Annotated in this window: 24 protein-coding genes; 18 read left to right on the top strand and 6 right to left on the bottom strand. The window is 48.3% G+C overall.

Features of this window, described 5'->3' with window-relative positions; all coding sequences use genetic code 11:
- Positions 1 to 70 precede the first annotated feature (70 nt).
- A complete protein-coding gene (locus tag AC5YBX_RS14080) occupies positions 71 to 514 on the bottom strand; it encodes a GNAT family N-acetyltransferase (protein WP_494523881.1) in 444 nt (147 codons plus the stop codon).
- Between the two features lie 144 nt (positions 515 to 658).
- On the opposite strand from AC5YBX_RS14080, the gene AC5YBX_RS14075 reads away from it, so the two are divergent.
- Both AC5YBX_RS14075 and AC5YBX_RS14070 read left to right on the top strand, forming a co-directional pair.
- The gene (locus AC5YBX_RS14075; RefSeq protein WP_494523880.1) at positions 659 to 997 is read left to right on the top strand and encodes a hypothetical protein; all 339 of its coding nucleotides are present in this window, start codon (positions 659 to 661) and stop codon (positions 995 to 997) included.
- Between the two features lie 143 nt (positions 998 to 1,140).
- On the top strand, positions 1,141 to 2,475 hold the full coding sequence (locus tag AC5YBX_RS14070; protein ID WP_494523879.1) for a dicarboxylate/amino acid:cation symporter: 1,335 nt from the start codon (positions 1,141 to 1,143) through the stop codon (positions 2,473 to 2,475).
- 111 nt (positions 2,476 to 2,586) lie between these two features.
- On the opposite strand, the gene AC5YBX_RS14065 is transcribed toward AC5YBX_RS14070, so the two are convergent.
- Positions 2,587 to 3,006 (bottom strand): META domain-containing protein, encoded by a 420-nt coding sequence (locus tag AC5YBX_RS14065; protein WP_494523878.1) that lies wholly within the window; start codon positions 3,004 to 3,006, stop codon positions 2,587 to 2,589.
- 155 nt (positions 3,007 to 3,161) lie between these two features.
- On the opposite strand from AC5YBX_RS14065, the gene AC5YBX_RS14060 reads away from it, so the two are divergent.
- Positions 3,162 to 3,368 (top strand): hypothetical protein, encoded by a 207-nt coding sequence (locus AC5YBX_RS14060; protein WP_494520992.1) that lies wholly within the window; start codon positions 3,162 to 3,164, stop codon positions 3,366 to 3,368.
- Positions 3,369 to 3,390: 22 nt separating this feature from the next.
- Here AC5YBX_RS14060 and AC5YBX_RS14055 read toward each other — a convergent pair whose 3' ends face one another.
- A complete protein-coding gene (locus tag AC5YBX_RS14055) occupies positions 3,391 to 4,344 on the bottom strand; it encodes a GGDEF domain-containing protein (RefSeq protein ID WP_494520993.1) in 954 nt (317 codons plus the stop codon).
- A gap of 119 nt (positions 4,345 to 4,463) precedes the next feature.
- On the opposite strand from AC5YBX_RS14055, the gene AC5YBX_RS14050 reads away from it, so the two are divergent.
- From AC5YBX_RS14050 to AC5YBX_RS14025, 6 genes are all read left to right on the top strand, one after another.
- The gene (locus AC5YBX_RS14050) at positions 4,464 to 5,012 is read left to right on the top strand and encodes a GNAT family N-acetyltransferase (protein ID WP_494523877.1); all 549 of its coding nucleotides are present in this window, start codon (positions 4,464 to 4,466) and stop codon (positions 5,010 to 5,012) included.
- A 75-nt stretch (positions 5,013 to 5,087) separates the two neighbouring features.
- Positions 5,088 to 5,453, top strand: a complete 366-nt coding sequence (locus AC5YBX_RS14045; protein WP_494523876.1) for a hypothetical protein — start codon at positions 5,088 to 5,090, stop codon at positions 5,451 to 5,453.
- Positions 5,454 to 5,612: 159 nt separating this feature from the next.
- Positions 5,613 to 6,044: a DUF3429 domain-containing protein gene (locus AC5YBX_RS14040; RefSeq protein ID WP_475514762.1), complete on the top strand. Its 432-nt coding sequence runs from the start codon at positions 5,613 to 5,615 to the stop codon at positions 6,042 to 6,044.
- Positions 6,045 to 6,434: a thiol-disulfide oxidoreductase DCC family protein gene (locus AC5YBX_RS14035; protein WP_475514761.1), complete on the top strand. Its 390-nt coding sequence runs from the start codon at positions 6,045 to 6,047 to the stop codon at positions 6,432 to 6,434.
- A complete protein-coding gene (locus tag AC5YBX_RS14030; protein WP_494523875.1) occupies positions 6,431 to 7,255 on the top strand; it encodes an SDR family NAD(P)-dependent oxidoreductase in 825 nt (274 codons plus the stop codon). The genes AC5YBX_RS14035 and AC5YBX_RS14030 overlap by 4 nt, the downstream gene beginning before the upstream one ends.
- 91 nt (positions 7,256 to 7,346) lie before the next feature.
- On the top strand, positions 7,347 to 7,979 hold the full coding sequence (locus AC5YBX_RS14025) for a flavin reductase family protein (RefSeq protein ID WP_494523874.1): 633 nt from the start codon (positions 7,347 to 7,349) through the stop codon (positions 7,977 to 7,979).
- 98 nt (positions 7,980 to 8,077) lie between these two features.
- On the opposite strand, the gene metK is transcribed toward AC5YBX_RS14025, so the two are convergent.
- On the bottom strand, positions 8,078 to 9,232 hold the full coding sequence (gene metK / locus AC5YBX_RS14020; RefSeq protein WP_475514758.1) for a methionine adenosyltransferase: 1,155 nt from the start codon (positions 9,230 to 9,232) through the stop codon (positions 8,078 to 8,080).
- A gap of 528 nt (positions 9,233 to 9,760) precedes the next feature.
- Between metK and tkt the strand changes: the two genes are divergently transcribed.
- From tkt to AC5YBX_RS13990, 6 genes are all read left to right on the top strand, one after another.
- On the top strand, positions 9,761 to 11,755 hold the full coding sequence (tkt, locus tag AC5YBX_RS14015; protein ID WP_494523873.1) for a transketolase: 1,995 nt from the start codon (positions 9,761 to 9,763) through the stop codon (positions 11,753 to 11,755).
- Positions 11,756 to 11,892: 137 nt separating this feature from the next.
- Positions 11,893 to 12,912, top strand: coding sequence for an erythrose-4-phosphate dehydrogenase (gene epd, locus AC5YBX_RS14010; RefSeq protein ID WP_494521000.1), 1,020 nt, complete (start codon positions 11,893 to 11,895; stop codon positions 12,910 to 12,912).
- Between the two features lie 124 nt (positions 12,913 to 13,036).
- Positions 13,037 to 14,212: a phosphoglycerate kinase gene (locus AC5YBX_RS14005; protein ID WP_494523872.1), complete on the top strand. Its 1,176-nt coding sequence runs from the start codon at positions 13,037 to 13,039 to the stop codon at positions 14,210 to 14,212.
- A gap of 182 nt (positions 14,213 to 14,394) precedes the next feature.
- Complete coding sequence (fba, locus tag AC5YBX_RS14000) at positions 14,395 to 15,459, top strand: class II fructose-bisphosphate aldolase (protein ID WP_494521002.1); 1,065 nt, start codon at positions 14,395 to 14,397, stop codon at positions 15,457 to 15,459.
- Between the two features lie 211 nt (positions 15,460 to 15,670).
- Entirely contained in the window at positions 15,671 to 16,411 is a 741-nt protein-coding gene (locus tag AC5YBX_RS13995; RefSeq protein WP_494524829.1) for a DUF481 domain-containing protein, read from the top strand.
- A 276-nt stretch (positions 16,412 to 16,687) separates the two neighbouring features.
- A complete protein-coding gene (locus AC5YBX_RS13990) occupies positions 16,688 to 17,131 on the top strand; it encodes a winged helix-turn-helix domain-containing protein (protein WP_494521004.1) in 444 nt (147 codons plus the stop codon).
- Positions 17,132 to 17,473: 342 nt separating this feature from the next.
- Here AC5YBX_RS13990 and AC5YBX_RS13985 read toward each other — a convergent pair whose 3' ends face one another.
- Both AC5YBX_RS13985 and AC5YBX_RS13980 read right to left on the bottom strand, forming a co-directional pair.
- Positions 17,474 to 18,004: a hypothetical protein gene (locus AC5YBX_RS13985; protein WP_494523871.1), complete on the bottom strand. Its 531-nt coding sequence runs from the start codon at positions 18,002 to 18,004 to the stop codon at positions 17,474 to 17,476.
- Positions 18,005 to 18,015: 11 nt separating this feature from the next.
- Positions 18,016 to 18,837, bottom strand: a complete 822-nt coding sequence (locus AC5YBX_RS13980; RefSeq protein ID WP_494521006.1) for a cytochrome c3 family protein — start codon at positions 18,835 to 18,837, stop codon at positions 18,016 to 18,018.
- A gap of 669 nt (positions 18,838 to 19,506) precedes the next feature.
- On the opposite strand from AC5YBX_RS13980, the gene AC5YBX_RS13975 reads away from it, so the two are divergent.
- From AC5YBX_RS13975 to AC5YBX_RS13965, 3 genes are all read left to right on the top strand, one after another.
- Positions 19,507 to 20,304 carry a winged helix-turn-helix domain-containing protein gene (locus AC5YBX_RS13975; RefSeq protein ID WP_494521007.1) on the top strand — a complete coding sequence of 266 codons (798 nt, stop codon included), beginning with the start codon at positions 19,507 to 19,509 and terminating at the stop codon, positions 20,302 to 20,304.
- Positions 20,297 to 20,815: a hypothetical protein gene (locus AC5YBX_RS13970; RefSeq protein ID WP_494521008.1), complete on the top strand. Its 519-nt coding sequence runs from the start codon at positions 20,297 to 20,299 to the stop codon at positions 20,813 to 20,815. Before AC5YBX_RS13975 ends, AC5YBX_RS13970 begins: the two co-directional genes overlap by 8 nt.
- A gap of 66 nt (positions 20,816 to 20,881) precedes the next feature.
- Positions 20,882 to 22,288, top strand: coding sequence for a hypothetical protein (locus AC5YBX_RS13965; RefSeq protein WP_494521009.1), 1,407 nt, complete (start codon positions 20,882 to 20,884; stop codon positions 22,286 to 22,288).
- The last annotated feature ends 505 nt before the right edge of the window (positions 22,289 to 22,793 follow it).

The following is a 22,793-nucleotide window of genomic DNA, read 5'->3' as shown; positions in this document are numbered from 1 at the left end:
GACTAACGCAGAAGAACAAACGCCCCTGAGACGATAAGTTGACTGGGGCGTTTTTGTTGGTGCAGCGAGACTATTTCTCTTCGTACATCAAGTAGTAGCTTTGCTCCATCCCCAAGGCTTGATAGGTTAGCTGCGCCTGAGTATTTTCCTGCTCGACATACAACCTAAAGCTGGCAGCGCCGCCATTTTGCTCGGCAATATCCTTCACCGCTTGATAGAGTTTGGCGTAGATCCCTTGGCGTCGATTTTGCGGGCGAATATAGACGCTCTGGATCCAGTAATAATCTTTGGCGCGCCAATCGCTCCACTCAAAAGTGACCATCAGCGACCCGACAATCTCGCCCTCCACTTCTGCCACCAGATAAAAGCCTTTTTCTGGTTGCTTGAGTAGAGTTTTTACGCCCTCTGACAATACCTGTTCATCGAGGCTTAAGCCCTCGGTTTCATGGGCCATCGCCTGATTAAACTGCACTAAGGCATTCAGATCTGATAATTGGCCTTGTCTAATTTGCATGCTTCTCTCCTGTTAATAAGGGCGCTACTTTAGCATGCTTTGCTAGTGAAATTGAGTGCAATATCCTCGAACGCGCCTACGACTAAAGTCTAGTTCTGCTAAACTTTAATAATGACGTTTTACTCTATTGTTATAGGTGAAGACATGCAGCAACGTAAACCCAATAGTGGTCATTACTATGGCGTTAAGTCGGCGGGGCAGCTAGCCATAAAACATCATAAAATCAGATTATTAACCAATCAATCTTATCAAAGTAACATTATCCATCATCGGCTGCACTTTATGCTAACCCTGTTAAGCTTTGGCTTGTGGGGCATAATATGGTGGCAACTGATATTAAAGTCTCAAGGTCGGCAAGGGCAGTTTTTTTATGGCTTTGACGATGCCTATTGGAGCCACTTGATTGAGCGCGAGCAACCGCCCGCCGCGTTGCATCAATTACACTTTGACCAACAGCCGCCGCGCGCACAATTCGATGCTTAGCTGGCTGTGATGTGAGTGGGGGTACAACCAAAGTATTATGTGCTAATATCGCCGGCCTTAGTTGTGCTTTGATGGCTAACCGCTTCGGCGTATTGCGTTAGCATAGTCTCAGGCTTAATCTCTCTACACTCAAGGTTAATAACATGTCTCAAAAAACCTCATCTTGGCTAGGCCGAGCCTGGTCTGGCTGGATGTCTGTGCCTTTGTGGCTGCAAATTCTTATCGGTATGCTACTTGGGATCTCGGTCGGTATCGGTTTAGGTGAACAGGCTGTGGTGTTAAAGCCCATAGGCACTCTGTTTGTTAACACCATTAAAATGCTTATCGTGCCGTTAGTCTTCTGTTCGTTAATTGTCGGCGTCACCTCAATGCAAGACACCGCCAAGATGGGCCGAATTGGCTTTAAGTCGTTTGCCTTTTATCTCGGCACCACATCGATTGCGATCACAGTCGGGCTGGCGGTAGGTTACCTTTTACAACCGGGAGCGGGCTTAAATATGACGCCCGATGCGGGCGTCGCGGTGGCGAAAGAGGTGCCATCGGTGATGCAAACCTTGATCAATATTGTGCCAACTAATCCCGTTGCGGCGTTAGCCAGTGGCCAAATTTTACAGGTGATCGTGTTTGCGGTGGCGCTGGGTATCGCCTTGGTGCTGATTGGTGACCATGGAAAGCCTGCGATTAAGGTGTTTGAGTCATTGGCTGAGGCCATGTACAAGCTTACCGATATGATCATGAAACTGGCACCCTATGGGGTGTTTGGCTTAATGGCGTGGGTTGCTGGCCAATACGGCGTCGATATGCTGATGCCGCTTATTAAGGTGATTGTGGCTGTTTACTTAGGCTGCGCGCTGCATATTATCGGTTTTTACAGCATAGTGCTGACCACGGTGGCTAAGCTTAATCCATTGCAGTTCTTTAAAGGCATTCGCAGCGCCTTGGCCGTTGCCTATACCACATCAAGCTCGGCGGGCACCTTACCTGCCAGTATGAAGTGCGCCAGCGAATCTCTTGGCATTAATAAGAAGATCTCCAGTTTTGTGCTGCCATTGGGTACCACCATTAATATGGATGGCACCGCCTTATACCAAGGGGTGACAGCGCTGTTTGTGGCTCAGGCTTTTGGCATTGATTTAACGTGGGTGGATTACATCACCATTATTTTAACCGCGACGTTAGCCTCAATCGGCACCGCAGGTGTACCTGGTGCGGGACTAGTGATGCTGACCTTAGTATTAACCACTGTCGGCTTACCACTAGAGGGCGTTGCGATCATTGCTGGTATCGACCGTGTGTTGGATATGGCGCGTACGGTTGTCAATGTCTCGGGTGATTTAGTGGCCACAACCGTTATCGCTAAGTCTGAAAATGAGCTGGATATTGAACATTACAATGCCGATGCCGAGCAAAGTCAGATCATGGCCGATAAGGTTGAGCAGGCGGCACTGGAAAAGCCAGCTAGGGGCTGTGATTCTTGAGGTGCACAGTCGCTTAAGCTAGCACTCATGCATCAACAACTGCTGCATAAAAAACCGCCGAGATGGCGGTTTTTTTATGGGCCTTGATGACGCAAAAGGGGGCGCTCACGCTTATTGCTTGCTTAGCACCAGTTGTGCTTTACCTTCGGCATCTTTAAGGACCAGTTTGCCGTTTGCTGATTCGGCGGTAGTGATTTTGCTCATTGCTTGCATCACGCGCTGCTCTTGGCTCATCAGGGCTTCGATACACGCTTTCATGGTGCTACCTGCTGGCGATAGCGTTAGCTGCGTACCTTCAAGTTTATATTGGCCAAAAAACTGATTACAGCTGTTGTTACCACTCAAGGTGCCATCGGCGGCAAAGATCAACTGGGCCGGACTATAGTCGATCACGCTTTGTCCTTGAGCCGCTTCGATATGCCACGTCCCCTCAATAGCAATAGCAATAGCGGGAGCGTCGACGGATGTACTTGTTTGACAAGCGGATAGGCCAAGTAAGGCACTGGCAATAAATAAAAGCTTCTTTGACATGATAGAATCCATAAAAATTGAACTGACTATTCTGACAACGTTAACCAGATTAAAAAAGGGTGATTAACAGTTTTTAAGATGATTTTTTATTTATACAGATTTTAGTTGACTATAGCCAAATTAAATTACCCTCCAGTGACATAAGGAATATAAATATGATGCTAGCACTTAAAGTCGCCCATTGGGTTGGCGTGTTAATGTTGCTGAGCGGGTTGACGATTTATGGCTTAACCTCTCTGGCCCAGCAGATAGACGGCATATTACTGGTGTCAAGCCTGATAGGCCTAGGTCTAGTATTGATGTCGCCATTTCCGGTAGTGCTGTTTATTCAATGGGGGCAAAAGCAAGAAAAACAAGAGTAATGCTAGCACTTGGTGCTCGGTGTTATTTTAGGCTAAAAACATTTGCTTTTACCGTTTGTTCAGCGCGCAATTGGCTCTTCGCCAGCTCGATCATCGGCGCGAGCTTTGCGGAGGACTCGGGGGTAAAAAAGGCGCTGCCCGAATCGAGTCGTAATAACCCACTTTGCTGTTTAAGGCTTTTTTTGACTCGCATGACAATGTGGTTGAGATCGCGCTCAGAGTCGACAAACACCAATACCACAAATTGCGTCTGATTATAGTGAGCGGCAATATCGGCGATACGAATAGTGTCTTGAATAATGTTGCCAAGCAGTCGTATATGTTTGCCTTCGATGACGTTTAACATGGGGGTTGGCGATAACTCGAATAGTAATATTCCGGCGTGGACGCCGAAGCGGCGGCCCAAATTCAATTGTCTGGGGGCCATCATTATAAAGCCATAATGATTGAGCATGCCGGTTTCGCGGTCACGCATCGATAAGGATTCGAGCCTTTGGCTTTGGCACAGCAAGGCCAAATCTTGCTGTAATAATACTTGGAAGGGCTCTAGCATAAATGACTTGATGCTGGGGATCTCATCGCCTTGAGTATTAAGGACACATAGGCAACCAAATACCGTGCCGTCAGGCCAATGTAGGGGCCGAGATAACATATTGCGCGCCGAGGCTAAATCGTCAGGAAGTGGGATGTTTTGGCGACTAAAGTCAAGATTAATGCCTTCTGGTTGGCTGTTAGATAAGCGATTAAATAGCCCTAAATCAGCGGAGTAAACCGTACCTGCAAGGTATTTTGGAGTGTCATTAATCGAGCTGACTATGACCTCGAACCCAAGGTCGGTTTGCTGCACTACAAAGGCGACTTCCGCTTGGTAGTAACGCTTCATTAACTCGCACTGATGCATCCAGCGGACTAAGTTTATCTGTGCGTTGTAATTTTCAAGTATACTGGCGCCGGTATCGATATTTTCTGGCAGCATGAGGCAACTGAACCATTAAGGTAATAGTCGTCTAAGTGTGGTCGTGGAAGCGGTATTTAGCAAATCCTCCGCCTAGGGTGCCGAGGGTACTTTTTAGTCGATAAGTTAACGAGAAAACCATGTTAGTAAGACGGGCTCAACTGGCCGACGCTGCAGCGATTGCCTTATTAGAACGTGAGCAAATAGAAGCCGAATTGGATCCCAGCCAGCGTGGTGGCGTCATGACGGGGCAAGCCTTTTCGGCCGCCGACATTAGGGTATTAATCGAGCAACATTGGATAGTGGTTGCCGAGCAGCAAGGGGAGCTCATCGGTTATGTGATTGCTGGTAAATGGTCGTTTTTTGAATCGTGGCCTATTTATCGTCGTTTATTAAGCCGCTTAGGTGAGCACTGTGTGGGCAATACCCGCTTGAGTCTGCACAATTGTTGCCAGTATGGCCCCATTTGGATCCATCCCAACCATCGAGGTCAGGGGCTGTTTAGCGCTATGGTTTTGCAGTTAAAGCAAGAGGTGTGCTCGCACTATCCCTTCATGTTGACCTTTATTGCCGAAGATAATGAACACTCATTTAATGCCCACACCCATAAGGCGGCGATGCAAGTGGTCGACTTTTTTGGTTTTGATGGTCGAGACTATTACTTGCTTGCCTGTGCCAGCCAAACATAACCTAAGTGATGCTAAGTAAGCCATATGCTAGGATAGCGCCCCTAGTTGCATGATCTATCGTTCGAGGAAGTGACCATGGCACCCGTATCGCTGCCCCCTTTTGTGCAAGGCTTATTGCAACCCTACGCCGAGTTGCGACTGAGCGCCTATGATAATGTGAAGCTCATTCGCGCCCTGCTCGCCGAGCAAGGTAAGCGGTGTGACTGTTGGCTAGTGCCTTTTAAGTGGGAGATCGCTCAGGCTCGAGAGCGTTATTTGGTGTGTTATCAGCAGTATTGGTTTGATTGTGGTTGGAGTAACGATTACAGCGCAGTCATTACCGCCGCCGAAACGCCAAGTGCCGAGCAACTGGCTTTAGCCAAAACAGTATCAGCGCCCACCTTAACGCTGCAACAGGTCTCTTTTATGTGTATGCAATACAGCCACTTTGACCATTGTTAAGCGAGTGCATGAACGCTCTACTACCTTCCCAGAAAATCCCCCTAGCGAAGCGGCGATGTTAAGGCCCCCCTTTTAAGTTGCTATTAATAACGGGGCGGCGGTGATCGCTGCGCCTACCAGACACGTAATATCTCTATTTACTGTCAGCAGGGCGTCTGTATGTCTACCACCTATTCTATGTTGGGCTACGCGGGGTTATTGCCTTTTATTATCGCCACCGTCTTTATCTTGATGGGGATGCCGTTGCTGACCCTAGATCCCTTTATGCTGTTTGTCAGTTACAGTGCGGTCATCCTCTCTTTTTTGGCGGGCAGCTTATGGGGGCGACAGACTCATCAAGCCAACGGTATCAGCGATGATAAACAGCTGCTCACCAGTAATGTGATTAGCGTGTTGGCTTGGCTGGCGATCATCATTAACCAGTTATATGTCTCCTTGCTGATCTTAATGTACGGCTATGTGGTGATGTACCTAAAAGATAAGCGTCAATGTGAGCAGAAGGTGATTGCCGATGACTATATGGCGCTAAGGGCGCGATTAACCGGTGTCGCACTGACGTGCCATTTAATTATTATTGTGGTGGGGGAGTAGATGAAACTGCGTATTTTTTATGATAGCCAATGTCCGCTGTGCGCCGCCGAAATGGCTAAACTGAGTCGCTGCGACAAGGCGGGGTTAATTGAACTTGCCGATTTAGCCGACGTTAATTTTGCCGAGCAATATCCACACATCGACGCCCAATATGCCAATCAGATATTACAGGGGGAAACCGATAAGGGTGAAATATTGCAAGGACTGGATGTCACTTATCTGGCCTGGTCGCTGGTGGGAAAAAAGCATTATGTGGCACCGTTACATTGGCCAATGGTTAGGCCAGTGGCCGATTTTCTCTACCTTAAGTTTGCCAAGCACAGACATAAGGTGTCTTATCTGCTGACCGGTAAAAAACGCTGCGACAGTGGCCGCTGCGGCATATCATGAGCGGCGCGGATCAAGTGCATGGCAATGGGTTAGTGGCGAATAGCGCATTAATTGAGGATTGTGCATTAGTGATTGGTGCCAGCAGTGGTATTGCCAAGACGCTAATAACCGAGTTGCGCCATGAATGTCCGGTTATCGCTATCAGTCGCCGCCTTGGGCATGATGTCGACCCTAAGCATCATGACCGTGGCGAGGCGATTCACCCTTCAAGCGGTCACCATCGCGGTCATCATAGTCTTGAGTATTACCGCTGTGACAATAGCGATAGCGCCATCGCAGGGGTAATCGCAACGCTGATGAGCCGTCAGGTGCGGGTCACTCGGGTGTACATTTTTAACGGCGTGTTGCATCAAGCGGGTCTGAGCCCAGAGAAACGTCTAGAGGAGATAAGCGCCGAGTCGATGCAAACCCTGTTTCATATTAATAGCGTTATCCCCATGCTTTGGCTCAAGCATCTATTGCCGTTGGTGAAAGGTCAAACGCCCTGCGTGGTGACAGTGTTGAGCGCCCGCGTTGGCAGTATTAGTGACAATCGTTTAGGCGGTTGGTATAGCTACCGCGCCTCAAAAGCCGCGCTGAATATGTTGCTGCAAACGGCGGCGGTGGAGTATGCCAGACGGGCTAAAAATGTTGCCTTGTTGGCGTTTCACCCAGGGACAACCGACACCGAACTATCCAAACCATTTCAACACAATGTCGCTAAAGAGAAACTCTTTACCACCGAATTTGTCAGCCAGCGTCTGCTTAAGGTTAGCACTGGGCTTGCGCCATCGTCGCACGCCTATTTTATCGATTGGGATGGCAAGGCGATATCATGGTGAGTCTGTCATTGCATAGGGTTGTATTGCCCCCCATTTTTGTCGTTCATCAAGCTAAACCACCAATCTAAATAGCCAAGGAAGATATTCTGTAATGCATATTAGTCATGACTCATTAAGCCAATTAGAACGCCGTTATCGCGCGCAGTTAATCAATAGTTTGTCGGGGTTTAAAAGTGCTAACCTGATCGGTACCCAAGACACTTTGGGGCGCACTAATTTGGCCATCATTAGTTCAGTATTTCATTTAGGCGCCGATCCCGCGCTGGTGGGGTTTATTAGTCGTCCAGACACAGTGCAGCGAGACACCTTAGCCAATATTATTGCCACCGGCAGTTACACCATCAATCAGGTGAATAGCGATTTTTGGCAGCAGGCACATCAAACTTCGGCGCGCTACGACAGTGATCAGTGTGAATTTAGCGCGGTGGGGCTGACCCCAATGCATCAACCACAAGTGGTGGCGCCCTTTGTGACCGAGAGTCGATTAAAATATGCAGTGAAGTTAGAAAGTTATCAAACTATCGAACTAAACCAAACTCTGTTAGTGATAGGCCGAATTACCGATATTTGGCTCGATGACGTGGCGCTTAAGCCCGATGGCAGTATTGACATTGAAAGCTTAAATACCGTCTGCGTATCGGGTCTCGATTGCTATCATACGACCGAGCGGTTAGGGCGACTGAGCTATGCTAAGCCAGACAAGCCGTCGGTTATCATCGATTAATGTGCGCAGGCTGTGACAAGATTCAGTCACAAAGACTGCTACCAAAAACAGCCACAAAAAAACCGCCATATGGGCGGTTTTTTATGAGCTTGCTGCGATTATAGCTTAGCGTCGGCGCGAAGGGCGTCGGCTTTATCGGTGCGCTCCCACGGGAACTCGTTACGACCAAAGTGACCGTAAGCCGCAGTGGCTTGATAGATTGGGCGAGCCAAATCTAACATTTCGGTTAGGCCGTATGGGCGCAGGTCGAAATGCTGGCGAACCAGCTTAATCAACACCTCTTCAGACACTTTACCGGTACCGAAAGTTTCAACACTGATAGAGGTAGGCTCAGCTACACCGATAGCGTAAGACACTTGGATCTCACAGCGATCGGCAAGGCCAGCGGCAACGATGTTCTTGGCCACATAACGCGCCGCGTATGCTGCACTGCGGTCAACTTTCGATGGATCCTTACCAGAGAAAGCCCCACCACCGTGACGCGCCATTCCGCCGTAAGTATCGACGATAATTTTACGACCCGTTAGACCACAATCGCCGACAGGACCACCAATCACAAAACGGCCTGTTGGGTTGATGAAGTACTTAGTATCTTTGGTTAACCACTTAGCGGGCAGCACAGGCTTAATGATGGTTTCCATCACGCCTTCAATCAGATCTGGCTGGCTTACGCTGTCACAGTGTTGAGTAGACAGGACTACCGCATCGATACCAGCAATGCTGCCATCGCTGTTATAGGCAAAAGTGACCTGACTTTTCGCATCTGGACGTAACCAAGGTAGGGTATTGTCTTTACGCACTTCCGATTGACGCTTAACCAACTTATGCGAGTAAGTGATCGGGGCTGGCATCAATACGTCGGTTTCGTTGTTGGCGTAACCAAACATTAACCCTTGGTCGCCAGCGCCTTGCTCTTTAGGATCGGCGCGATCAACACCTTGATTGATATCGGGCGACTGTTTACCGATGGCATTAAGTACGGCACAAGAATCGGCATCAAAGCCCATATCTGAGTGGGTATAGCCAATTTCACGCACGGTCTTACGGGTGATCTCTTCGATATCAACCCAAGCCGAGGTGGTCACTTCACCGCCTACCAATACCATGCCGGTTTTAACGTAAGTTTCACATGCCACGCGCGCCTTAGGATCTTGCTCTAAGATCGCGTCGAGTACCGCATCAGAAATTTGATCGGCGATTTTATCTGGATGACCTTCTGAGACCGACTCAGAGGTAAACAAGTGCTTTGCCATAATGGAAAATCTCGTCTGTAAACAATTTGATTCTGTAGAAGTATCTACATCTAGACGGCTATTTTAGTGGAAATCACGCTAGATAACACCCCTTTCGATAAAAATTGTGGGGTAAAGCGCAGTAAATCGCAGCATTCCCAGACCGACACGGGGGCCTAAATGTAGCTAACAAATTGTAATTCATCACCTAATTATCTTTTAGTGATGATTTAATCTCCGAGTCGCTGGGGATGATTTTTTGTCATATTGCCACTCAATTACCACATAAGACGCTAAGAGTGATGAGGCGACGTTAGCCATTTGATCTCAATGTGGCGGTGAGGTGTTATTACTAGGTTAATATCATGGAGCAATGGGCTTAAGTTGACACATGGTCACGACTCCTTAAGCCTACATTTACGGGTTCTACTGCTTAGATCGGGTTAATCTGGTCAATTTGGCGAATTTTATTTGCGTCCCACCGCCTAGTAGGGGAAAATATGCGTCCACAATTGCCCGCAAAATCCCCAATAATAAGCAGGAGAGAGCATGTCATCTCGTAAAGAACTCGCAAACGCTATCCGTGTGTTAAGTATGGATGCCGTTCAAAAAGCCAACTCAGGTCACCCAGGTGCCCCAATGGGAATGGCAGATATCGCTGAAGTGCTTTGGAATGACTTCCTTAAGCACAACCCGACTAACCCAAACTGGGTTGACCGCGACCGTTTCATCTTATCTAACGGTCATGGCTCGATGCTGATTTACTCTCTGCTGCACCTTACTGGTTACGCACTTCCCATCGAAGAACTGCAAAACTTCCGCCAGCTTCACTCTAAAACCCCTGGTCACCCAGAATACGGATACACCCCAGGTGTTGAAACCACCACAGGGCCGCTAGGCGCGGGTATCAGTAACGCGGTTGGTATGGCGATTGCGGAAAAAACCCTAGCGGCGCAGTTTAACCGTCCAGGTCACGACATTGTCGACCACTTCACCTACTGTTTCTTAGGTGATGGTTGTTTGATGGAAGGCATCTCACACGAAGCTTGTTCATTGGCGGGCACCTTAGGTCTAGGCAAGCTGATTGCATTTTGGGATGACAACGGTATCTCTATCGACGGTCATGTTGAAGGCTGGTTCACCGACGATACACCTAAGCGTTTTGAAGCCTATGGCTGGCATGTGATTGCCGATGTGGACGGCCATGACAGCGAAGCGATTCGCAGCGCAATAGAAGAAGCTAAGTCAGTCACTGACAAGCCAACCATGATCTGCTGTAAAACCGTTATTGGCTTTGGTTCTCCTAACAAGTCTGGCAGCCACGACTGTCATGGCGCGCCACTAGGCGATGCTGAAATCGCTGCTGCCCGTGAGTTCCTTGGTTGGGAACACGCGCCATTCGATATCCCTGAAAACGTTTATGCGGGTTGGGATGCTAAAGACGTGGGCGCCAGCAACGAATCGGCTTGGAATGAAAAACTGGCCGCGTATGAAGCTGCGTTCCCAGAATTGGCTGCCGAATATAAGCGCCGCGTGATCGATGGTGAATTGCCAGCCGATTTCGAAGCGAAAGCACAAGCCTTCATTAAAGAATGCCAAGAGAAAGGCGAAGGCATTGCTAGCCGTAAAGCGTCACAAAATGCCATTGGTGCTTTTGGCGCTATGTTGCCAGAACTCCTTGGTGGCTCAGCTGACCTTGCCGGTTCTAACTTGACGCTTTGGTCTGGTTCTAAAGGCATTCAAGACGATGCAGCCGGTAACTACATCTATTATGGTGTACGTGAATTTGGTATGAGCGGCATCATGAACGGTGTGTCTCTGCATGGTGGTTTCATCAACTACGGCGCAACCTTCATGATGTTTATGGAATACGCCCGTAATGCGGTACGTATGTCGGCGCTGATGGGTATTCAAAACATCTTCGTTTACACCCATGACTCTATCGGCCAAGGTGAAGATGGCCCAACTCACCAACCTGTTGAGCAACTCGCTAACCTGCGCATGACTCCTAACATGATGGTATGGCGTCCATGTGATGCGGCCGAAACGGCAGTCTCATGGAAGAATGCTATCGAGCGCCGTGATGCACCAACATCGCTTATCTTTAGCCGTCAAAACCTACCCGCTCAAGCCCGTACCGATGAGCAGTTGGCTAACGTGGTGAAAGGTGGTTATGTACTGCGTGATTGTGCTGGTACACCTGATGTCATTTTGATTGCTACAGGTAGCGAAGTGCAATTGGCACTGGACTCTGCCGCTGCATTAACTGAGCAAGGTAAGCAGGTTCGTGTGGTTTCTATGCCATCGACCAATGCGTTTGATGCACAAGATGCGGCCTACAAAGAGTCGGTATTGCCACGCGCTGTAACTAAGCGTGTTGCTATCGAAGCGGCTCACGTTGATTTCTGGCATAAGTATGTTGGTTTCGACGGCGCAGTCGTGGGCATGACCACCTTCGGTGAGTCAGCGCCAGGCGGCGAACTCATGAAATACTTCGGCTTCACCGTTGATAACGTAGTGGCGACCGTTAACGACTTGTTTTAAGCGTTAGTGTGAGTCGAGGCGTGAGCAGCTTAGTGGCTCACGCCAGATGGGACGGCTTATCTGGTGTTGATATCAGGTAAGCCGTTGTCGCATCAACAGTATGCGAGCAGGGATAGAGTGAGGAGTCAAGGCGCTTAATGATCAAAGTTGCTATCAATGGATATGGCCGTATTGGTCGTTCAATTCTTCGTGCCCTGTACGAGTCGGGCAAGCGTGACCGCATTCAAATAGTCGCCATTAATGAACTGGCTAAACCTGAAGCCATGCTTCACTTAACCCAATACGATACCACCCATGGTCGCTTTCAAACCCCGACGTCATTGGTCGATAATATTATGACGGTGGGCGATGACCGTATTCAGTTATTGCATCAACGCGATGCCAGCCAATTGCCTTGGGCTGAGTTGGATATCGATATCGTGTATGAGGCCACTGGTGCCTTAATCGATAGGCAAGCCTGTGAGGCGCACCTGCAAGCAGGGGCCAAACAGGTGCTGATTAGCCATCCATCATCGAGTGATGTCGATGCCACCATAGTTTATGGGGTTAACCACGATACGCTACAGGCTCATCACTCCATCATCTCTAATGCGTCTTGTACCACCAACTGCCTAGTGCCCATTATTGAGGTGCTCGATAGAGCCTTTAAGGTTAAAAGTGGCGCGATAACCACTATCCATTCGGCGATGAACGATCAGCAGGTGATCGACGCCTATCACGACGACTTAAGACGAACCCGCGCGGCGGGGCAGTCGATCATTCCGGTCGATACTAAACTGGCACGGGGGATCGAGCGCATCTTGCCACAAATGAAAGATAAATTTGAGGCCATATCGGTGCGCGTGCCCACTATCAATGTCACCGCCATCGATTTATCGGTGACCATAGACAAGCGCGTCGATATCGACACAGTTAACCAAGTGCTGGCACAAGCGGCTAATGGCTCCTACCAAGGAGTGGTGGGCTATACTAATGCGCCATTGGTGTCATGTGATTTTAACCATGATCCGCGCTCATCGATTGTCGATGGCACCCAAACTCGGGTGAGTGATGGCCATTTAGTGAAACTATTATTGTGGTGTGATAACGAGTGGGGTTTTGCCAACCGTATGCTCGACACCAGTTTAGAGATGATTAACGCCGTAAGGGCGCAGTAAATAAGCCTACAGTAGGCTTAGCCGCTGAGTGTTAATCTAGGTGGAACGTCCCTAATTAGCCTCAGCATGAACCGGTTTTGTATTAACTTTTATCTTTTAACTTTTGAACTTAAGGAAACGTAAAATGGCGATTATCAATATGTCAGCGTTGGATCTGCAAGGGAAGCGTGTGCTGATCCGTGAAGATTTAAATGTTCCGGTCAGTAATGGCGTGGTGACCAGTGATGCGCGTTTGCGTGCTTCACTGCCAACCATCAAGTTGGCATTAGCAAAAGGTGCAGCGATCATGGTGATGTCTCACCTAGGGCGCCCAACAGAAGGCGAGTACAACAGCGAGTTCTCTCTGCAGCCTGTGGTCGATTACCTTGCTAAAGCACTCGATTGCCCTGTGCGCCTAGCGACCGACTACCTTGACGGTGTTGAGGCTAACGTGGGTGAAGTGGTCGTTTTTGAAAACGTGCGCTTTAACCTTGGCGAAAAGAAAAATGATGCAGCGCTATCTAAAAAGCTTGCCGCCTTGTGTGATGTCTATGTGATGGATGCGTTTGGCACAGCTCATCGCGCCCAAGCGTCTACCCATGGTGTCGGTCTTTATGCGCCTATTGCCTGCGCAGGTCCGCTATTAGCAGGAGAGTTAGAAGCATTAGGTAAGGCGATGGACAACCCTGCGCGCCCATTGGTAGCGATTGTCGGTGGCTCTAAAGTGTCAACCAAGCTGACAGTGCTTGAAAGCCTATCAGGCATAGTTGATCAGTTAGTGGTAGGTGGCGGTATTGCCAATACCTTTATCGCAGCGGCTGGTCATGAAGTGGGCAAGTCACTGTATGAGGCGGACCTTATCGATGAAGCCAAGCGCCTTGTTGCTAATGCACAAAGTCGCGGCGCTGATATCCCTGTGCCCACCGATGTAGTGGTGGCTAGCGAGTTTAGTCCAACAGCGACGGCCACACTCAAAGCGGTGGATGCGGTCACCAGTGATGACATGATCTTTGATATCGGCCCCGATAGCGCCGAAGCCCTAGCTGAGATCCTAAAAAATGCCGGTACCATTGTCTGGAATGGCCCTGTAGGCGTATTTGAATTTGACCAATTTGGCGAAGGCACTAAGCGAATTGCACAGGCGATTGCCGAGTCATCTGCTTTCTCTATTGCGGGCGGTGGTGACACGCTTGCTGCGGTCGACAAGTACGGTATTGCCGATAAAGTATCTTATATCTCAACCGGTGGCGGCGCCTTCTTAGAGTTTCTCGAAGGTAAAGAGCTGCCTGCTGTGGCGATGTTAGAGAGCCGCGGCGAATAAAAGTGCCCCAAATTAAGTAATGCAAGAATAATTCATATTATAAAAAAACCGCTGACGATGTGCAGCTGCAGGATGTGGCTGCCATCGTTAGTATAAAAATCTGTCCAAACGATAGTGACCTCGGTGACTAAGTTAATGGTTAATTAACACGTTAACTTACACCCTATTATTGGAGTAAAAAAATGGCCTTAATTTCCCTACGTCAACTGTTAGACCATGCCGCTGAACATAACTATGGTGTGCCTGCGTTTAACGTTAACAACCTTGAGCAGATGCGTGCCATTATGCAGGCCGCTGAAGCAACCGACAGCCCAGTGATCGTACAGGCATCGGCAGGTGCGCGTAAGTACGCCCGTCCTCAGTTCCTTAAGTACTTGATGGCAGCGGCGCTTGAGCAGTACCCAGATATCCCTGTGTGTATTCACCAAGATCATGGTACTGATCCTGATATCTGTCAGCGCTCTATTCAGCTTGGCATGTCATCTGTAATGATGGATGGCTCATTGATGGCCGACGGTAAGACGCCAGCATCATATGAGTATAACGTCGATGTGACCCGTAAAACCGTTGCCTTTGCTCACGCCTGTGGTGTGTCGGTTGAAGGTGAAATTGGTTGTCTAGGTAGCCTAGAAACGGGCATGGCCGGTGAAGAAGATGGTGTGGGCGCCGAAGGCGTACTTAGCCATGACCAACTGCTAACCACACCAGAAGAAGCGGCGCGCTTTGTACGTGACACCCACGTCGATGCGTTAGCGATCGCCATTGGTACCAGCCATGGTGCTTACAAGTTTAGCCGTAAGCCTACCGGTGATGTGCTACGCATTGATCGCATCAAAGAGATCCACGCGCGTATTCCTAACACTCACTTAGTGATGCACGGTTCATCTTCAGTGCCACAAGAGTGGCTTGAGATCATCAACCAGTATGGCGGTGCTATTCCGGAAACTTACGGTGTACCACTTGAGGAGATCGTTGAAGGTATCAAGCACGGCGTACGTAAAGTGAATATCGATACCGATTTACGTTTGGCATCGACAGGCGCGGTACGTAAGTTCTTGGCTGAAAATCCAAGCGAATTTGACCCGCGGAAATTCCTTAAAGCGTCGATGGAAGCTATGGCCGATATCTGTACTACGCGCTATGAAGCCTTTGGCTGTGCGGGTATGGGTTCTAAGATTAAGCCTAAATCACTACAAGCGATGTACAAGGCGTATCAATCTGGCGAGTTAGATCCAAAAGTAAACTAAGTTAAGTTTGCCTGTAAAAAACCACCGCAAGGTGGTTTTTTTATGCCTACAAATAACGTCCCCACCACAAGGCAAGCAGTGCTAGCCATCTGCTAGTCGATAAATGAGCTGATGCAAGCTGCATTTTCATTTTTGTATGGTGAATGTTAAGATTGCGCCAATTTTAAGGGACTTCGACAACATAGGTAACGTGAAAATGGGTAACGTGACAATTAAAAAACTGCTGACAACGACTGCAATTTTGCTAGCAACACCCTTTGCCGCCCATGCCGGCGCTGATTTTGTTAAGGGTGATAAAACCTTTGCGGCCGATGCCGAGCTAGGAGCCACGGTGACCACAGGTAATACCGAAACCACGTCTCTAAAAGGGCGTTTAGACATGAAGCATGAGCTGGGCAATTGGGAGAACCAATACCTACTTGAGGCGCTGTATAAAGAAGATACCGGTGAAGAGACGGGTAAGCGTTACTACGGTTTAGTGCAGGGCAACTATAAGTTTGATGACGTCAATTATATGTTTGCCAATGCCAATCACGAGATTGACCCTTTTACTGGTTTCGATTCTAAATCAACCGTTTCTGTCGGTTATGGTCATAAGTTTATCGACACCCCTAAGACCTTGTTTGCTATCGAAGTGGGTCCTGGTTACCAGTACAAGCGCCTAGATGAGGAGAGCCGCTTAGCCGCGGGTTATGACAGCGAGAAAAGCTGGGTTGCTCACGGCGTGATGAATTTTGAGACAGAAGTTTCAGACAGCGCTACCTTTAAGCAGTTGTTTACCGCCGATTACGGTGAGAGCTTAGAAGGCCGCTCTGAAACCTCTATTACTGCCAATATTGCTGGCGCTCTGGCGATGAAATTTGCCGTGGTCGTACGTTATAACAGCGAACCCTTGGATGATAAAAAGAGTACCGACACCGAAACCAATATGACCTTGCTGTATTCTTTCTAAACCAGTACTCACGCCATAGACAGCGTTTGATGCACGCGATTAAACTTGCTGCTTTGCTTGCCATGGTAATGCATTGAACTTTCGGACATAAAAGCGCCCATAGGGCGCTTTTTTTCATTTTTGCGCCGGGTGTTGAGTCATTTTCTCCATCAACAAAAGCCGTTTTGTGTCCGTTATCACGGAAATCAACATTGCTTTCGCTGATAGCCGCATTATCACAGCAGTCAGCCAGGGTTGTGAGTACAATTACTCATAGTTTTTGATGTGAGAACGCTTATGCAAATCGGTCACTGCTGGTTTGATATTGCTCAAGCACAGCTGTCAAATCAAGATAATGATACCAGTTGGAGTATGCCGCCAGCTGAGTTCGCTGTGCTTAACTTATTGGTGCAGCATCGAGATAAAGTGCTATCAAACGAGCAGCTGTTAGCGTGCCTGCCAGAGCAGGCTCGCTCGCTCGCCAGCCTTGAGGCGGCAATTAAACGTGTGCGCTTCTTTTTAGGTAAGTCGGCGCTGTTTATTGAAGCCGTTGATGGGCAAGGGTATATTCTGCACAGCAAATCGACGCGTGCGGCGCGTTTTTGGGCCTTGCGTCCGGGTAAGAGTATGTCGCTGAAACAGTATTCGATTTTGATCGCCCAGATTGTGTTGTTGCTATTACTGATTTACTCATTATTTGAGCCCGCTTCGAGTGTGTTTCCCCCCTGGCCGACCCGATGATTGTCTAGATGAGTGTCTAGGTGAGTGTCTAAGTGAAAAATGGCCCGCTGCGGCTCGGTTCGCTTAATGATGTTCGCTCTTTTAGTCGTGATGCTACGCCACTATAGCCGTCTCACTTTATCGCTGCTAAACCATCAACGCCTTGTTAAGGCGAACTATCCCTAAGAATCGATAGCCCATGTTAGCGCCGCCATACCCTGCTGAGCGTGTCGCACAAAATTTAACTTAACGCTTAGATTTTAGTATTAGCATAAAGTCGCTGATGTATGGGGAGGGGATGCTGACCAATATGGCAGATAAACGGGCATAGTCCGTGTGGTCTATGCCCGTAAGGTGAAGATATTATGAGGCGGGTATGGCTGAGTGTAAGATTAGCTCGTTACTGGCAAGCGCGCCGTTAATTTCAATGGCTACTTGATAGCGTTGTACCGCACCGGGTGCACTATTTTCATCCCAATTGAGCCCGATGGCTTCGAAGCTGTACTGGCCCTTGTCTGACTCGACTAATACACCATCACATTGCGCCGCAGCACTATTACAGGCAAAGGCTTGGGTGACATGCCAGCGTTTCCATGCTTTAGCGTTACGTGACGGTGTTTCATCGTCAGGAAAGCCAAAATAGGTAATGCGATAGTCTTTGACGTTGGTGATCGCTTGCTCGCCATCATCTGCCAAGGTGAAGCTTAATGCCCCGCTAACGCCATCGAACTGCGCCAATGTGAGGTTAATCGCTGCGGCTTCATTTATATCGATACCGTCCGCTACTGGAGGCAGCACCTCAACTGGTGGCTCGATGGTATCAGCATTATCACTGCCGCAACCGCCGCACAGTAACAGTGTCGCCAGTAGGCCAGTTACTAATTTATCATTCATATCAGCCTCCCTTAATTAAAGTGACCGGTATGGCAAGTGGTGCACTCCATATCGGTTTTAACACTGGCAGCACTGCCCATAGTGTCGGTTACGCCATGACAGCTTTGACAGGCTTGAGCCTCGCTCGATGGCTTAGACTCTGGCAGTGCAGACAAGTCTTCTCCCGCATAAGCGCGGTTGAGTAGCTCAACTAAGTGATAAGCGACAGAGGCAGATAGGCGCTTGCAACGCTCGCTTTTTTGGCTAAAGGTAAAGCCAGAAGCTTTAGACCAGTTACTGATAGAAGAGTGACACAGAATACTGTTGGCTATTGATGATTTACCTACTAGCGCGGTTTTTTCTGCTGTTGAGCCGATACCTGCAACGAACTCATCGCTAGAATATGGAAGCTCTTGGGTTTCATAGTAGCGAAAAGAGGCGCCGATCACTGCGGAATTTTGGCCGTTAATATCATCAAGGATGTTAACTAGCATCCCCGTAGCATTGTTGTTACCACAGACTGTGCCTTGACCGCTTATCCCCGCTCCGCCATAGGCCGCTAATGCTGTTGGGATAGTGGCAAATTTGGCCGCATCAGCACTAGATGATTGCGCGAGCATAGCTACCATGGCGTGGAACACCTGATGCATACAGCCACCGGGAGTTTCATAAGCAAGCTTAGCGGTTGCCATAGCATCGAGTGGCACATACTTGAGTTTATCCCCTAAGGCTAAATGAAAATTACCTTGGTCATCTGTAGCGGCAAAAGCGGAAGTGCCCATTAGGGTCGCTCCGGCTGCGGCGGTGCTAATACCAATAATTTTGGTCAGTGCTTGGCGTCTATTAATGGTCATAAAAATATCCTCATTGAGATAGCATTCGTTCGTTATTAATAAAATAGTGGGTTGTTACTGCAATGATTGTTGAGGGGAAGTGTTATCTATCCCGCCGAACTTGAAGCCAGTTTGGCGCGAGAATCTTGTAAATAGTGTGACGGCTGATGGATGAAGATAGCTGCGGCAAAAAGACAGGCCTACTAGGCCGCAATGTGACATTGGGTGGGCAGTCTTAATCGGTTTTATTCTTAATGGATGTCTGGATCGATTAGGGGTAAAGATTAAGATGTGAGCTGTAACGTCTTATTTGTTGTATTCATGTTAATTTGTGCTGATTGAAGCTAGCGGGGGGCTCGGTATTTATGGGCTGAATAGTGTGACAGGCTTCGCGTAACAACAAGTGAACCTCTCGATTTGGCGATGACTTCCATATAGATTGCAACGAGATAATGGCGATCACAGAAATAATGAATCGCATTGCTTATGCTATAGGCCTATTAACTTATTACGCTTTGTTGGCTTATCGCCTGTATTAACATTTGCTCAGCATCAATGATGAGCACGGATAGGTGGTGCAGACCAATGACCCAGTCAATTAAGTGCGCAACGAGTGCATGGCTGCGTTATCGATACTCTTTTTCTATATACAAAGTGTGAGGTAAGGCAAAGTGAAGGATAAAGTGATTAATGCAACTAGGTGACTGCCTGTTTGATGCTCAAAAAGGGCTATTGACCCATCAAGGCACGCAAGAACAGTGGCAATTGCCTCGGGCTGAATGGCAAGTGCTGCGCATTTTGGCAGAACATCAGGATCAAGTGGTGCCTAAGCAGATACTGGGCGCCGCCGATGCTGAGCACCCGCCGCTGAGCGACTCGTCGGTGACCCGTGCTATCTTTATGCTGCGCTCTTTTTTGGGGCCGGTCGATGAACATTTGATTGAAACCGTTAAAGGCAAAGGTTATCGATTGAAGCTTGCATCGTCACTGGCGCAACAGCAGGAAGTAAAGGCGTGGATTCATCACCCTAGAGAAAGGTTACAACGCTTAGATATTAGGGCGTTAGCTAACATGATTGTCGCATTAATTGTCGCATTAGCTGTCACACTCTGCATGGTATTTGTCGTGGGGCAGTGGCTAAGTGAGGCCAACCTTGAGACGCAAACAACGGCCCCCTTTGCCCAGCAAACGGTGGCGCTGGAGTCTGGCCAGCAAGTCACCCTAAGCAGTTTTGCCACCTCTAAGACCAACAACACTTCGCTTATCGCCTTAACCGAGCGCTTAGCGGCAGAAATTAAACAGTGTGAATCCTCCCCTTGGCGCAAAGTCTTTTTATCCTTATCACATGATAAGCAAGTATTTAATATCACCCTAAGCGGCGAAAAGCTGGGCCAGTCTGTGGTACGTAACCTTAAACTAACTGACTTTAGGCAGCGCAAAGCATTTCTTTCCGAGGCTTGGCTGGCAGAGGTATCTTTGTGTGAATAGAAAACTACTCTGGGCCATTAATCTCACTATCTTGCTGCTGCTCGCGACAAGTGCCACCATTAGTTACCGTTATCTGTATCCGGCAAAAAGTATTATGCTCAGTTGCAGCTCTGAGCTGTATGATAGTCGCGACCCCTTAGGCGGTGGACGTCATTACTTGTTGGTCGACATTATGGCCAAAGCGCAGCAGGCGCAGATTAATTATCGTTATTTTAATTTAGACGGGACCTCGGCTGGCACCATTCGTATGCAGGGACAACTTAACGACTATGATGAAGCGGCCAATCGGTTTGATTTTTCGGTCTACACCAAAGAAGAAAGCCTAGATGAACGCCCCGACAGTCGTCCGCAACATATGCAGTATCTTTCCTATGTCAGTTCGTTTAATTTAGACAGTCAAGGTATGCATAATCTGTCTATTGAATCATTAGACTTAGACCCCCATCGTGATTACGCTGTAGTGTTGTTTCAGCCCAGCAATACCGTATGTGGTTGTCGCTTAGTTCATTGACACATCTTGGGTTATACTAAATAACAACCTATAAGTTTATGATATATTTTATTATTTTGAGGTCGTGTGTCTAAGGTTTATGTTAAGCAGGAAGAGTCACTGTCGATAAAGTTTACCCACCAGATGAAAGTGGGTGATCAAAGGCGGTTAGACCTTTATTTCTTTTTACCCAAAGAGATGGGAATTAACTCTCAAAGCCTCGATGCAGAAGAATATTATTACTCGGCCATCGCTGGGCGCCGCTCCTATTACTCCTCAGGTCTACATCTGCCTTTAGTGCAAGGGCGCTTTATTAGTCAAAATAAGCGCACCGTCGAAGAGTTTAGGCTCTATTTAAACCTGTTTGCTTACCAGTTTGCGGTGGCGATTGAGACCGACAGTAAAGAGTTGGCCCAGGTGGAAGATGTTGAGCAATTTTACACCTCACTGCATGAGCTCAGTGACATTGTCGCCCAGCTACTGAAGAAGTTTCGCCGTAATGAACCGAGCGACCCTAAATGGAAACATTATTTCGAAAACTCCGATAATTACCTGTCGTGGTTTTGTGAACAGCGCCTATTACAACTGATCTCCCATGCGCCGCGCAGCAGTGATTACAATGAATTGACTGAAGAGGTGTTGTCGCTGTGTCGTAATGAGCGGACCTATCGTGAAGTTAAAAAGTATAATTCTGCGCAAACCAAAGACGATCCTAACCGCATCTCAAATAAGATGTTGTTATTAAGACGTTTGATCCAACAAGGGGTCGTGCTCAAAGAGGAGCTTAAAACCTTAGGTGTGGGCTTAAAGAAACTCACCACCGGCGTAGCCACCGGTGGGGTGATGCTGGTCGTGTCGGCCTTGATTATTAAAGCCCAAGGTGTGTTTAACGGCCTGACCCTGTCACTGGTGTTAACCTTGGCGGTGATCTATGGCTTTCGTGAAATTTTTAAAGAAGATATTCGCAATGCCTTATGGCGGGTTATCCAAAAGGGGCGGCCGCGTTGGAGCCGCATTCTGCGTGATACCACCACGCAAGCGGTCATTGGGCGTCAGTTAGTCTGGCTAGATTTTATTAAGTACAAAGACTTGCCTGAACAGATTGAAGAGATATTAAAGCGCCGTCATAGCCAAAATAAGGTCGATTCGGAGATCTTGCACTACGGTATATACTCACGCATCGCCCAGAAAGACTTTTTAGCCGGTTACTCGACCATTCAAGAGCAAGTAAACTTTAGTTTGGTGCCGTTTGCGCGTTATTTGGAGCGCGGCAGAGCCAAAATTTATAAAGAATCTGCTGGCCAAGTCAGTTATGACTCTGTTGAGCGGCGCTACCAAGTCAACCTTATTTTAAGGTTGCGAGAAGGACGTAATCCGCCGCAATATGCGCGTTATAAGATTACCATGAACCGTTCGACCATAGTCGAGGTGACCGAAAGCCAGTTACCCGATGGCATGACGCCAATAGGTGGGGAGCAAGACAGCGAAGACTAAGGTGGCACTTCGCTGGCAGCGAAGCTGTGCTTGATGGAGTATCAATTATCTGTGTTTGAAGCTCGTGTCTTCACTGTTATCCATTGCCTGTGCAGGTGCTTCCTCGACTCGGTGAGTGAAGCATCGCTTCTACCCGTTTTAGGTGTTTAGAGGGGGGTATTTTGAACCATGACAGCATGGTGTATCAATTGCCTGCCGCAGGCCTTAAGTGCAGATACACCGACTTCTCTATCTCTTCGATTTAGCCGTAAGGGGTCTCCACAATTGGTATCCACAGAACCGTTAAAAGCTAAATTGTTTTTGGACAAAAATATCTTGGCCTTCGAATGAAGGTGTTGGCATTTTTGGCTGGTAGCATTTAGTCGAGTTAGTTTTTATTGATTGATGGTAGCGTTAACTTACATTGTTTTGAATTGCTTGCCGCAGGCCTTTCGTACAGGTGCTTCTGTGACACGGTGAGTGAAGCCCAGCTTTATGCTTACGAACGAGAGGCATGGATGCCGCC

Source organism: Shewanella sp. 492, from assembly GCF_059338445.1.
This window is presented reverse-complemented; position numbering and strand designations above follow the sequence as displayed.